The sequence below is a fragment of the Acinetobacter sp. 778_lipA genome, from assembly GCF_058242985.1.
Map to the genome: position 1 here is coordinate 3,365,336 of NZ_JBZAYT010000001.1, position 13,801 is coordinate 3,379,136.

Sequence of the window (13,801 nt, forward strand, 5' to 3'; positions counted from 1 at the left end):
AACCCGTAGATCAAATATCATCGTTTGACGGATTTCTCTGGTTTAACTTCAATAGACCAAGAACAACTTTTGTCACAGAGATATATGGTATGGAAACCAATTTCGTGGATGTCGGTATATTATTAACCAGTATCGGGTTAATTATTTTCACTATTTTAAAATTTAAACTGCATCCCTTTTTAGCTTTACTTCTGGCAAGTTTCTTTGTCGGTGTAGCAATGAAAATGCCATTACTGGATATGGTCAATGCAATTGAAAATGGGATCGGAAGCACCTTGGGTTTCCTTGCCACAGTCATTGCACTGGGTACTATTCTCGGCAAAATGATGGAAATCTCTGGTGCTGCTGAACGTATCGCCCTGTCTTTGCAACGATGTCATTGGATATCCAGTGATGTGGTCATGGTGCTGATTGGGCTATTTTGTGGTATCACTTTATTTGTAGAAGTTGGTGTAGTTTTATTAATTCCTTTGGCTTTTTCTATAGCGCAGCATACCAAAACCTCTTTGTTTAAATTGGCGATTCCATTATGCACCGCATTAATGGCTGTACACTGTGTAGTACCGCCTCACCCTGCAGCACTTTATGTCACCAATAAACTAGGGGCTGATGTCGGTACTGTAATTATTTTTGGCTTAATGGTGGGTTTAGCCGCCGCACTAGTCGGTGGCCCATTGTTTTTAAAATTAGTTGGTCAACGTTTAACGTTTAAAGCCGTACCTGTCGAATTTTCAAAGCTTACCTTAAAAGAAGAACACAACTTACCTTCTTTAAAAATCACCTTATTTACGGTATTTCTTCCAATCGGGTTAATGTTAATCAAAACTGTGGCTGAATTAAATAATCATACATCCACTCAGCTTTCACACATTTTAGGCTTTATCGGCAATCCGATCACCGCGATGTTTATTGCGGTATTTGTTGCTTACTACACCCTCGGTCTACGCCGTAATATGCAGATGGGAAGTTTATTAAAAGCCACCGAAGACTCTTTTTCTTCAATTGCCAACATCCTATTCATCATTGGGGCTGGCGGTGCATTTAACAGTATTTTAAAAGCCAGTGGTTTAGCTGACTCAATGGCAGTCACGCTTTCCCACTTGCATATGCATCCAATTTTACTTGCGTGGTTGGTTGCGCTGATTTTACATGCAGCTGTAGGCTCTGCAACTGTTGCAATGATGGGTGCAACCGCTATCGTTGCACCGATGTTAACGCTCTACCCTAATATTAGTCCCGAGATCATGGCGATTGCGATTGGTTCAGGTGCCATCGGTTTTACCATTGTGACAGACTCTTTATTTTGGTTAGTCAAACAATACTGTGGTGCTACATTAAACGAAACCTTTAAATACTATACCTCTGCAACTTTCCTTGCCTCGCTCACTGCATTGGGCTGCACCTTCCTGCTTTCTCATTTTATTTAAGCCTTTAGGAGTATTTTATGAACGCTCAACAGATTCATCAGCTGATTGCCCAATATCCGATTGTTAAAGACCTTATCGCACTCAAAGAAGTGGCGTGGTTTAATCCCAATTTTACCTCACTGGTAGAAGGGCTGCCCTATGTCGGGTTGGACCAAAAAGATATTGATGATGCCAGTGCACGTTTGACACGCTTTGCACCCTATTTGATGAAAGCCTTTCCAGAAACAGCGGCATCTCAAGGTATTATAGAGTCCGAACTGGCAGCGATTCCTCAAATGCAGCAACAGTTGGAACAGTATTTTGGACAATCGATCCATGGTCAATTATGGCTTAAAAAAGACAGCCATCTTCCTATATCGGGTTCAATTAAAGCCCGTGGTGGCATCTATGAGGTACTTTGTCATGCTGAAAAGCTTGCGATTCAAGCACAACGTTTAAACCTTGAAGATGATTATGCAAAACTGGATAGTCCAGAGTTTAAACAGTTTTTTAGTCAATACAGTATTGCGGTCGGTTCTACCGGAAATTTAGGCCTTTCTATTGGTATCATGAGTGCAAAATTAGGCTTTGATGTGACTGTGCATATGTCAGCAGATGCACGTCAATGGAAAAAAGATAAGTTACGTGCGCACAATGTCACAGTAGTTGAATATGCTGAAGATTATGGTGTTGCCGTAGAACAAGGCAGAAAGGCAGCATTAGAAAATCCAAACTGCTTTTTTATCGATGATGAAAACTCACAAACCTTATTCTTAGGTTATGCAGTTGCTGGGCAGCGTTTAAAACAACAATTAGAACAAAAAAATATTTTGGTTGATCAACAACATCCTTTATTTGTTTATTTACCTTGTGGTGTTGGCGGTGGCCCCGGTGGCGTTGCATTTGGCTTAAAAATGGCCTTTGGTGATCATGTACATTGTATTTTTGCCGAGCCGACCCATTCACCTTGTATGTTACTCGGTGTTGCAACAGGTTTACATGATGAAATTTCAGTTCAAGATCTGGGTATAGACAATATCACCGCTGCTGATGGCCTCGCTGTTGGGCGAGCATCTGGCTTTGTTGGTCGAGCCATGCAAAGGTTATTAGACGGTTTTTATACATTAACTGATGAAACCATGTATGTACTCTTGGGCATGCTCAATGATGCAGAACAGCTTAAATTAGAACCTTCTGCGTTGGCGGGTATGCTTGGACCAATTTTGACCAATCAACATCAAGACTATGCCGCGCTACATCACTTTAGCCAACAGCAATTGGAAAATGCTAATCATATTGTCTGGGGGACTGGAGGAGGAATGGTTCCAGATGAAGAAATGGAAAAATATTTAACCCAAGCGAAAGCCTATAAAAAATAATTTGTATAGCCTTGATTCTCACAGACCTTGATCTCATCAGAATCTGGGGCGATAGCAGATAAATAAAGTGATTATCCTCTATCGCCCCCCATTAAAGACTTGAGTCAGGATTTTCCATCTGGAATTAAACGATCCCACCATTGACTCGAAGGACTTGGGCATTGACCCAATTACTCGCTTCATTTACGGCGAAATCCAACACTGCGGCAATATCTTCTACAGTGCCTAAACGCTCTAAAGGTGCAGCTTTGCTTAACTGAGCAATCAATGCATCACTTTTGCCTTCAAGAAAAAGTTCAGTTGCCGTAGGCCCAGGTGCAATTGCGTTTACCGTAATATTTTTTCCTCTTAACTCTTTGGCTAAAATAGCTGTTAAGGATTCAATAGCAGCTTTTGATGCAGTATAAACACCATAAGTTTCGAGCTTCATTCCCACCACACTGCTGGATAAATTAATAATTTTACCGCCCTTTTGCAGTCGCTTAGCAGCTTCACGCATGGTATATAAAGGGCCTTTAATATTAATTGCTAAAACTTGATCAATACTTTCATCGTCTAATTGTTCAATCTTACTTAATTTCAAAATCCCTGCATTGTTGATCAGCACGTCCAATCGACCATAGGTTTGAATTGCATAATCAAATAATGCAATCACTTCATTAGAATGGCTGATGTTGGCTTTAAATAAACTCGCTGTTCCGCCTAACGCTTGAATACTACTCAAAACATGCTCTGCCTCTTTATCATTACTGGCATAATTAATAATGATTTTATGGCCTTGCTGTGCCAATAAGCTGGCAGTAAATGCACCAATTCCGCGAGAAGCGCCTGTAATTAAAATCACTTTTTCTTGCTGTGTTTGATCTGTTGTATGCATGGTGATGACCTCATGGAATAAAATATACCTCTAATCGCGTCTATGATACTGTTCAGATAAAACCAGATAATCTAGTTAAATCTGACATCTTTATCCGAATAAATCGAACAATTGGAATGGCGTATGGATAAACTCAATGCAATGTCTGCTTTCGTCAATGTGGTAGAACAACAAAGTTTTACCAAAGCTGCGCAGATCTTAAACCTGCCACGCTCAACGCTGACTGATGCAATTAAACAATTAGAATTCCAACTCAATACGCGCTTATTGTTGCGTACCACTCGTCAGGTAAAAGCAACAGATGAAGGCCATATTTATTATGAGCGTTGCAAATATATCTTAGGTTATATCAATGAGTCTGATCATGATTTTCTTGATGCAAAACCTCAAGGGCCTTTAAAAATCGCAGTTCATGGTATTTTTGCTGCGTATTTTATTCTGCCAAAATTAGATGATTTTTTAACAGAGTTTCCACAGATACAGTTGCAACTCACCGAAAGCGACCGTTATGTAGATCTGATAAAAGAAGGCATTGATTGTGTGATTCGTATAGGTCAGCTCAATAACAGTGAGTTAATTGTCAGGCATCTGGGCGATATTCAACAAGTGACTTTAGCCAGTCCAAAATACTTAGAAAAATATGGCACACCACAACGCTTAGAAGATCTGCAAGCACATTTTATGGTCGGATTTTATTCATCTGCTCGACAAAAGCCACTGCCGCTTGAGTTTCTGACAGGCAAGAAAACACAGGTTTTTGAGTTGCCGTTGAAGATTCAAGTCAATGGTGCAAATACCTATGCAGCAGCAGCCAAACAGCATTTTGGGATCATCCAAGCACCACGTTATGGTTATTTATCTGAGCTAGAACAAGGCACACTTTGTCAAATTTTAACTGACTATCCTGTTCCATCCCTGCCTATTTCTTTACTTTATCCATCAAAAACACTGGTTTCACCACGACAAAAAGTTTTTATCGAATGGATTGTACGATTGTTTCAGGATAATCGATTGCTTTGAAGTTTGAATCACGCTGCTTGGGATGGATATGATTAACTAGCGCGCTCTCGCATTAATCCCCATAGCATTTATACACCAACACTCAATTCCTGACTCCAAGTTGAATCAGGTTGGTGATAAAGATGCCAACACATATTTTTAACCGAATCCATCAAGGCAATATTCTGACTATCCCAACTTTCCAACATACAATAAGTGATATGGATACCTTTAGGATGAAACTCTCTTGCCAAAGATTGTGCCAATGCCCGAATACTGGCAAACATACTCTGAGTTAAGCCATTATTTTCAGCGATCAGGTTGGGCTGTGTTCCTAGAAAGATCAAAGTTCCTTGTGACTTAATCAGCATCTGTCGAATGATCGCTTGGGAAATATTTACCGCAGCCAAACCAGTGTTTTGCCAAAGTTGTTCGATCTGTTGGGCTGAAGCATCGGAATTCGACAATGATTTTGAAAAATCAGCTTGGAAAATACACAGTTTAACTGAATGCCCTGTGCGTTGAATATAGCCCACTAAGTTTTTTAAAGCAGTCGGATTGATCAGATTCAAACGAACCCGCTTTAGACCTGAATCTTGTTGCTCAATCTTTAGATTGGTTTGCATAGGATCATGCTGAACTTGATATACAGGCATTGCCCTGTTATGTGCTTGATCCACAAAAAGCTGGCTGAGCGAGTGGGTTTCATTGCCAATAACAACAATACAGCCCTGTAGTTTGGATTTTTTTCTCAGCAATGGAGGAATTAAATTGTACATATTAGAATTTCTCCTGATAAGGACGTAAATCCAGTTCATGGGTCCATAAATCACGATTTTGTTGATAAAGCATCCAATAATTCTCAGCAATCGCTTCGATATTTAATCCACCTGTGCCTCGTGTTAGTCTCAGTAAGCGTCCTAAACCTAATACAGCCTTATTGACCCGATCACCATTGACCATGCCATCAACAATAATATGTGCAACATGGATATTTTGAGGCTTATATATCTGGGCGAGATGCAGTGCATAGGTGCGTAATGCGGATTTGCCCATAGTAAATGCCGCAAAAAAAGGTTTACCACGAAGAGATGCACTTGCTCCAGTAAAAATCAACGTGCCATATTGCTGTTGTTCAAAGATTTTTAAGGACTGTTGTGACACTAAAAAAGCCGATAAAAAAGTAGAACGCCACATTTGAGTAAAAAACTGAAGAGAAGTCTTTAAAAAAATTGAGGGAATATTGCCTCCTACATTATGAATAACAGCGACGAGATGCTCCTTTTGCGCATTCCTCTTTGCAAAAAAAGCCTGTACTTGTTGTTCATTTTCAGCATCCAAAGCATGTGCTACGGCATGCCCACCCTGCGCATTGATTGAATCAGCTACGGCTTGCACTTTCACTAAAGTACGCCCCACAACATGTACTTTTAATTTTTCTTGAGCAAAACGGTGACAAACTGCTGCCCCAATTCCTTGTTCAGCCCCTACGCCCATAACAACCACACATGGTAGTGTTGCTATATTTTGAGATGTTGCATTCTGCTTGTTCATAGCAAGTCAATCCATTGAGCAATAGAAGGATAAGCTTTAATTTTAGCGCCCCAAATCTTACTTGTGCGGACAATCTCTAAAAGCTGCGAACCAACCGCAATATCAGCCAGTGTTTTAACCTCGCCAACCAACCATCCTGTTTGAGCCAATACCAATTCGATACGTTCTAAATGACGAAGAAATTCTGCCTCAATATCCTGCTTGGTCATGCGACCTGTACCCTGCATTTTAAGTTGCAGGTTTAATGTTGCTTTGAGCAAAGGTTTCAACAAATATATTTCATGTTTGGGGCGACCTTTTGCACTCATTTCAACCGCATAATCTAAGGCATCAGCATCATTCACACGAAAGTGCATTTCATAGAAATATAACAACTCGTCTGACCAATCTTCCCAAAGTTCAACATAAGCCTTTTGTAAGGGATCAATAGGATATAACCGTGGTAAAGCTGGGTAAGCCTCATCTAGATAACGCGCAATACGTGTACTGTCCTGAATACGTTGACCATCAATATCTAGTACCGGAACCTTGCCTGCTTTACTGAGCATTGGCACCTTTGCACCCAGTACACCGTTATAATCCACAGTCCGATAAGCAATCCCTTTAAATTGCAACATTCTGGCAACTTTTTGGCAAAACGGTGAAATTTCCCATTGATGTAATACAACTGGATTCATTTTATATTCTCAGCTTAACTTTGGGTCGATTGACATTTGAAGAGCGACATCACAGGATCAACGCTTAATACATCACAGACCTGATTCAAAGGCGATAAATCAAAAAACCTGAATTAAAAGCCATGATCCAAAAATTCTGGTTCAAATCCATGATGCAGAAACAGAGTCTTTCAACGACGGATGATCATATTGGTTGCTGTGGCATGTGCATACAATTTTCCATCTTCATCTCGAAGATAACCTTCAGATATAACTAAATTTTTCCCCACGTTAATCACTTTTCCTTCTGCAATCAGCTTTTTATTAAACGGCATCGGCCGGCACATTTTTATCGCCAGATCTGTGGTTCCATAACCTTCACCCGCAGCTAATACTGTATGGGTGGCACAACCTGTAGCCGAATCAAGTACAGTTGCGGCAAAACCACCATGTACCCCACCCAATGGATTGCTATGACGTTCATCCGCAATTGCGATAAATACAATGCGACCGTATTCAACGTCTCCTACTTCCTCCATTCCCATAGTTTTTGCAATACCAGGCGCTGGCACCAGTCCTTTTTGGAATGCTTGCATAATTTCCAGACCCGTCATATTGAGTGGGTTCATCACTATTTCCTATTTTGATAAATATTTATTGAATAAATGTTGATTGTTCAGGGGATAAACCAATTTTTACTTTAGTTTGTGCAACAATTTCAGATTCATCGGTATCATTCGGATGAAAATCAAACTGATAATAAGAGAAAAATTGCGGTACCAGCTTACGATAGGCTTGCACTGTAAACCCAGCAAACTTAGTCCAAGACTTAAAGTTTAATAATTGTTTATCTCTCGACATCAACACCACTTGATATACATTAGAAAATAGCGTGATCAGCACAAGACTAAATGTAAAAATCGCTACGCGAGGAATGTAGGCATCTAAGCCCTTGCCATATAAATATTCATACATGTCATAAGCCACGGCCTTATGTTCAGTTTCTTCTACACTGTGCCATAACCATAAATTACGAATGGTAGTATCGGTCATTAACTCATTGACATTTTTCATCATTTCTACCACCAAAACTGCGGTGTAATGTTCTAGACCCACAGTCACCAAGAGATTCCATTTCTTAGGGAAAGTGCGCTCAATCGCTTTTAATATGATTCCTGTGACTTTTTCTAAAGATTCAGGATCTAAACCATATTGTTGTGCACTAACATGAAAAGCATGATGTTCTTTAGAGTGCATGGCTTCTTGTCCAATAAAGGCACCAATATCACGATCTAATTGTGGATTGTTTTTAATTTTTTCACGCAAAGCGCGCACTGAACGGACAAAGTACGACTCACCTTCAGGAAAAAGCGTCGATAAACCTGTGAAGTAATGGGTAAAGGTTGGTTCGTCATTACACCAATACTTGGGCATATCCTGAAATTCATAATCCATACGACGTACTGGAAATGATGCAGGTGTTTTTTGCTTTGATTTTTCTTTCACCGCTGATATAGACATGGTTCACCTCAAGAATTTATCTTAAAATAACAAGTTCTAAAAAAGAACTTGATGAGTTAAAATAATGATCCATGTTGATCTTGTCAATGATGTGAATACGTTAAAGCTTCAGGTTGTCCTTAAATGACAGACCTGTTCCTATAAAGACAATCGATCTAAGTAAAAAAACTTAAAAACTGTTTTCATCCATCACTTTTTGACCAGATGCATGATTACGCACCCCATAAAATATAAACAATAAAATTAACCACTTAAAATAAAAATACTGAATTGATATCTAGATTTCAACAACAGTTCAAATTAAAATTAAACATTCCCCTCTAACCTCTCCATCAAAACCGATTAAGCTTTTCCAATTTTATTTTCTATTTCTATCTGGATTTCTGTCTCGATTTCTAACGCTATTGCCATGTCAATGATTTGTCATAAAGGTGACGCCTTGCTGTCACAAGCGCTGTCTAATGTGTGGGCATCTTTATAATGGATGAAACACATGTTAAGAAAATCAAAACAATGGCTATCGTACATTTATATTTTCCCCATTTTACTAGCACTCACAGCTTGTAATGATTCAAATGATGATAAGACCACCACACAGCCTGATGGATCTAAAAAACCATTAATGCGTTGCGCACCATAAACATAAAAATACCAAAGGGAAATATTGTGATTAATCGTCGTCAATTTTTAGCAAATACACTTAAAACAAGTTTTGGTGCTGCTGCCTTATCTACATTTCCAGCCAGCATTCAAAAAGCATTGGCTATTCCTGCAAATAATAAAACAGGAACCATTCAGGATGTCGAACATGTGGTTATCCTGATGCAGGAAAACCGTTCATTTGACCATTATTTTGGTACACTAAAAGGCGTTCGTGGTTTTGCCGACCGCTTAACCATTCCTTTGCAAAATGATCGTACTGTATGGCAACAACAACGAAGTAATGGTGCTTTATTAACACCTTTTCATTTAGATGGATCGAGTAATAATGCACAACGTGCACCCGGTACAAATCATACTTGGGTGGATAGCCAAAAAGCATGGGACAACGGCCGTATGTCAAACTGGCCCACCCATAAAACTGATTATGCAATGGGTTATTTTAAAGAGCAGGAAATCCCTTATCAGTTTGCTTTAGCCAATGCTTTTACCATTTGCGATGCGTATCACTGTTCAATGCACACGGGTACAGATGCCAATCGTTCATTTCATTTAACGGGCACCAATGGTGCAGTACCGACCAGTACTGCGTTTGTGAATAATGAATGGGATTGGATTGATGGTGATCCCAAAAACGTTGATGTCGGCTACACTTGGAAAACCTATGCTGAACGTTTAGAAGAGGCAGGTGTTAACTGGATTTGCTATCAAAATATGCCGGATGAATGGGGTGATAACATGCTCGGTGCATTCCGTACCTTTAAAAAAGCCAATATTGCCTCAGGTTACCCAGTTTCAAGTGGTGGTGCGCCGAATAGCCCATACAATAAAGCAGCGCAACCGTTACCTTATAAAGCTTATGATGCCACAACCGATAATGCTAAAAATCCACTGTATAAAGGTATCGCAAACACTCTGCCTGGCAATAAACCCGAAGAGTTTTTAGATGCTTTTAAAAATGATATCAAAACAGGCAAACTTCCCCAAGTGTCTTGGATCAATGCACCATCCATCTATTGTGAACATCCAGGTCCATCAAGCCCAGTACAAGGTTCTTGGTTTATTCAAGAAATCTTAGATGCTTTAACAGCAGTGCCAGAGGTTTGGAGTAAAACCGTTTTCTTGATCAATTTTGATGAAAATGATGGTTATTTTGACCATGTTCCGTCTCCATCAGCACCGACCTTACAAGCAGACAATACGTATGCAGGTAAATCCACACTTAGCCAAGCTGATATGCAGTATGAATATTATCTACATGATGCGCCACTAGGAAGCAACAGCCAGCCTAAAAAAGACAATGGTGTTTATGGACCGGGCCCACGAGTACCACTCTTTGTAATTTCACCGTGGAGTCGTGGTGGTGTGGTTAACTCTCAAGTGTTTGATCATACGTCCGTATTAATGTTTTTAGAACAACGCTTTGGGGTAAAAGAAACGAATATCAGCCCTTATCGTCGTGCCATTTGTGGTGATTTAACCTCAGCATTTAATTTTAAAACCCCAAATGAAGATGTTCTGCCAGAATTAACAGGTAAACAAACCCGTGAGCAAGCAGATCAACTTCGTTCAGCTCAACAAAAGCTGCCCAATGTTCCAATTCCAACCAATTTACAACTTCCAATTCAAGCCAGTGGTATTCGCCCGTCTAAAGCATTGCCTTATGAATTACACACCAGTGCACGTTGTCAAAATGATGGAACAGTTAAACTCATGTTCTCAAATACAGGGACTCAAGGCGCAGTTTTTCATGTCTATGACAAGTTAAATCTCAGCCGTGTCCCACGTCGTTACATTGTAGAAGCGGGTAAAACACTGGATGATGTTTGGAATGTGAAAAAGGATAATCAAGGTTTGTATGATCTTTGGGTAATGGGACCGAATGGTTTTCATCGCCATTTCAAAGGTGATTTAAATCGTAATCAAACCCTGCAAATCAATCCTGAAATTCGTGTGTGTTATGATATTGCCAATGGTAATGTTTATTTAGACCTGACCAATACGGGCACAAAAGATGTTGAACTGGTCATTAATCCAGTCGTCTATCGTAGTGACGCAGCGTTAAAAATCACTGTAAAAGCAGGTCAAACATCAACACGACATTGGGAACTGAAAGATACATGGCAATGGTATGATTTTGCAGTAACTTGTACTCAGGATACTAAGTTTTATCGACGCTTTGCAGGACGCGTTGAAACAGGAGCAGATTCTGTCAGTGATCCAGCGATGGTTTAATATTTAAGCAATTGTAAATATTCAATTTTTTAGATTGTTAACACCGAATCAAATTTAACAGCACCTCAGATTTTATTTAAAACTGGGGTGCTTTTTTTAGTGCTTGCTTAGGAACAGGTCACCCCTTCCATCACCACAGCTTTTTTGGCTTCTGTTGCAACTACAGAAGCGGCAATCGCTTCAACCACCTTACTCAATGACTGCCGTGAAACACTGACTATATCAACAATTTTGTTGCCATCTGCACCAACTGCGTCGGTAAATGCCATTCGACAACTGAGTTGTCGGTTGGGCAACACAGCATTCTGTATTGCTGTTGGCTGATTTAAGGGGCGGGCTGGATCATCACGTTTAATAATCCAAGCAACCGCCACCTCAATATCCCGATTCATCGCTCCCATTAACGAACGTGTGTTAGAGTGTTCGATAATATCAAACCGAGAAAAGTCGGTTGCAACACGGTATGACACTTTACCACCAGTCATACCACTACTATAACGATCTACCGCACCTAATTTCTGTTGCAAGCCTGCAGACAACCCATCACGTAATTCAGCGGCCAAAGTGGACGTCCAGCGTTCATTATCCAATACATTAGATTTACCACTGCTGTCCTGTAAGACTAAGGGTGCCCTGTTTAAACGGTCTGGCAATCCCACTGGCAGTACTTCAATTACCCGTACATTTGAACTCACCAAGGGTTTAACTGTTGGGGTCAAGGTATAGTAATTTGGAGTAGGCGAACTGGAACAGCCAATTAAACCTACAATGGCCAGTAGCAGGCCACAACCTGCTCGACTAGACTGCGGTAAATAGGACTTAAAATGTGGACTATTTTTTTTATTTACCATTTTTAACCTCAGGCGTTTTCCCACGAATGAGTGATTCAGGGTGTTGTTCAATATAGTCTGCCATTAACTGTAAAGATGCGGCAGCACGTGTCATTTGCTGTAAAGCACGGCGAACATCCTGTTGCATTGGCGCGTCACTCGACAAAATAGTTTCAGTAGAGCGCATGGTTTTACGTACATCATCCAAAGTCGCTTGTAGTCCTGGTGCAACTTTACCATCTAACTGCTTCACTAATTTATCTGTTGAGCTAATCGCTGAGTTCATATTATTGAGGGTTTTACGTACATCCTGCCCAATTTCTACCAATGGGAATTTATTCAATTTATCTGCAATTTGCGATACTTGTGCTTGTAATCCCTTCAACTCGGTTGGTGTGGTTGGAACCTCAATCACACCATTTGATCGGATGATTAAGTTTGCTGGTTTTGCTTTAGGGAATAGATCAAAGGCAATATAGTTCTGCCCTGTGAGTAAATTTCCTGTACGCATTTGAGCACGCCAGCCTCTTTCGATGAAGCGTTTAAAAATTTCACCATCAGGGTCTAGCTCTTTACCGTTGGCTAAACGAGATGGATAAATCACCCCCTCAGCCCGCATACGAATCTGAGTGTAATTTGCATCAAATTCAGCATTAATTGACTGTATATTGCCAATTTCAATTCCCATAAAGTCAATCGGTGCACCTGCTGACAAACCACGTAGAGACTGATCAAAATACATAATAATGCGATGAGGATTTCCATCAGGCTCTTTCAATGCTTCAGTACGAGAATCCCATAAATTAAAACGGCTTTGATCCGAAGCAACAGCAGCATGTGAATTCTCAGGATAACCGAATGCAATACCGCCTGCGATAATACTCACTAAAGACTGGGTATCTAGCTTAAATCCTGATGCACTTAAGCTGACATCGACACCACTGGCCTGCCAGAAACGTGCATCGGTTGTCACGAACTTATCATAAGGTGCTTGAATAAAGGTCTGTAGCTCAACACTCTTTCCATCTTTGGCCAATTGATAAGCAGTAATTTGACCCACATTGATCTGACGATAATAAATAGGAGAGCCAATATCCAGTGAACCTAAATTATTGGCTTTGAGGAAAAAGATTTTCCCCGGTACATCTGATGAAATGACTGGAGGAACTTCTAAGCCAGTGAATTCATCCTGTTTTTGTTCAGCCTTACCGCCATCAACCTCAATATAAGCACCCGACAATAAGGTATCAATTCCTGAAACACCACTGGCACCAATGCGAGGACGAACCACCCAGAATCGTGAATCTTTTGCAGCAAAATTACTGGCATCCTTACGTAGTTCAATTTTGGCAATAACATGTGAATGATCATCAGCAAGATCAATTTGGCGAACAAGACCGATATCCACTTGTTTAAAGCGAACGGTTGTCTTACCTGCAACCAACCCTTCAGCGGTTCTAAAAGCAACATTAATGGTCGGACCAGTATCTAATACCGCTTTGACTGCCAACGACAGACCGATCAGCAATGCAATAAACGGAATCAGCCAGATCAACGATGGTCGCCAGCGTCCTTTATTTTTCTCAGGTTCAGGTAAAATCTGCTGCGTTTCATCTACAGCATGAGGATCCTGATGATCTGAGCTTTCGTTATTGGTTTTATTTTCAGACATACACACCCATCA

Annotated in this window: 12 protein-coding genes; 4 read left to right on the forward strand and 8 right to left on the reverse strand. The window is 40.3% G+C overall.

Features of this window, described 5'->3' with window-relative positions; translation table 11 throughout:
* Nucleotides 1–89 precede the first annotated feature (89 nt).
* Complete coding sequence (dsdX, locus tag AC4CUY_RS15885) at nucleotides 90–1,427, forward strand: D-serine transporter DsdX (protein WP_490774395.1); 1,338 nt, start codon at nucleotides 90–92, stop codon at nucleotides 1,425–1,427.
* 17 nt (nucleotides 1,428–1,444) lie between these two features.
* A complete protein-coding gene (dsdA, locus tag AC4CUY_RS15890; protein WP_336951980.1) occupies nucleotides 1,445–2,785 on the forward strand; it encodes a D-serine ammonia-lyase in 1,341 nt (446 codons plus the stop codon).
* 124 nt (nucleotides 2,786–2,909) lie between these two features.
* Here dsdA and AC4CUY_RS15895 read toward each other — a convergent pair whose 3' ends face one another.
* Nucleotides 2,910–3,662 carry an SDR family oxidoreductase gene (locus AC4CUY_RS15895; RefSeq protein ID WP_336951982.1) on the reverse strand — a complete coding sequence of 251 codons (753 nt, stop codon included), beginning with the start codon at nucleotides 3,660–3,662 and terminating at the stop codon, nucleotides 2,910–2,912.
* A gap of 123 nt (nucleotides 3,663–3,785) precedes the next feature.
* Between AC4CUY_RS15895 and AC4CUY_RS15900 the strand changes: the two genes are divergently transcribed.
* Nucleotides 3,786–4,682, forward strand: coding sequence for a LysR family transcriptional regulator (locus AC4CUY_RS15900; RefSeq protein WP_336951984.1), 897 nt, complete (start codon nucleotides 3,786–3,788; stop codon nucleotides 4,680–4,682).
* Between the two features lie 68 nt (nucleotides 4,683–4,750).
* Here the strand turns inward: AC4CUY_RS15900 and AC4CUY_RS15905 are convergent, their stop codons facing one another.
* The 5 genes from AC4CUY_RS15905 to AC4CUY_RS15925 form a co-directional block, all read right to left on the reverse strand.
* Nucleotides 4,751–5,440 (reverse strand): Rossmann-fold NAD(P)-binding domain-containing protein, encoded by a 690-nt coding sequence (locus AC4CUY_RS15905; protein ID WP_336951986.1) that lies wholly within the window; start codon nucleotides 5,438–5,440, stop codon nucleotides 4,751–4,753.
* A 1-nt stretch (nucleotide 5,441) separates the two neighbouring features.
* Nucleotides 5,442–6,215 carry an SDR family NAD(P)-dependent oxidoreductase gene (locus AC4CUY_RS15910; protein WP_419329001.1) on the reverse strand — a complete coding sequence of 258 codons (774 nt, stop codon included), beginning with the start codon at nucleotides 6,213–6,215 and terminating at the stop codon, nucleotides 5,442–5,444.
* The gene (locus AC4CUY_RS15915; RefSeq protein ID WP_419329003.1) at nucleotides 6,212–6,892 is read right to left on the reverse strand and encodes a glutathione S-transferase family protein; all 681 of its coding nucleotides are present in this window, start codon (nucleotides 6,890–6,892) and stop codon (nucleotides 6,212–6,214) included. Before AC4CUY_RS15915 ends, AC4CUY_RS15910 begins: the two co-directional genes overlap by 4 nt.
* 170 nt (nucleotides 6,893–7,062) lie before the next feature.
* The gene (locus AC4CUY_RS15920; protein WP_419359810.1) at nucleotides 7,063–7,500 is read right to left on the reverse strand and encodes a PaaI family thioesterase; all 438 of its coding nucleotides are present in this window, start codon (nucleotides 7,498–7,500) and stop codon (nucleotides 7,063–7,065) included.
* A 25-nt stretch (nucleotides 7,501–7,525) separates the two neighbouring features.
* Nucleotides 7,526–8,392 carry a metal-dependent hydrolase gene (locus AC4CUY_RS15925; protein WP_336951991.1) on the reverse strand — a complete coding sequence of 289 codons (867 nt, stop codon included), beginning with the start codon at nucleotides 8,390–8,392 and terminating at the stop codon, nucleotides 7,526–7,528.
* 666 nt (nucleotides 8,393–9,058) lie between these two features.
* Between AC4CUY_RS15925 and AC4CUY_RS15930 the strand changes: the two genes are divergently transcribed.
* Nucleotides 9,059–11,287: a phosphocholine-specific phospholipase C gene (locus tag AC4CUY_RS15930; RefSeq protein WP_419329008.1), complete on the forward strand. Its 2,229-nt coding sequence runs from the start codon at nucleotides 9,059–9,061 to the stop codon at nucleotides 11,285–11,287.
* A 107-nt stretch (nucleotides 11,288–11,394) separates the two neighbouring features.
* On the opposite strand, the gene AC4CUY_RS15935 is transcribed toward AC4CUY_RS15930, so the two are convergent.
* Together AC4CUY_RS15935 and AC4CUY_RS15940 are read right to left on the reverse strand one after the other, a co-directional pair.
* Nucleotides 11,395–12,138, reverse strand: coding sequence for a PqiC family protein (locus AC4CUY_RS15935; RefSeq protein ID WP_490774396.1), 744 nt, complete (start codon nucleotides 12,136–12,138; stop codon nucleotides 11,395–11,397).
* Entirely contained in the window at nucleotides 12,128–13,795 is a 1,668-nt protein-coding gene (locus AC4CUY_RS15940) for a PqiB family protein (RefSeq protein WP_336951994.1), read from the reverse strand. Before AC4CUY_RS15940 ends, AC4CUY_RS15935 begins: the two co-directional genes overlap by 11 nt.
* Nucleotides 13,796–13,801 lie beyond the last annotated feature (6 nt).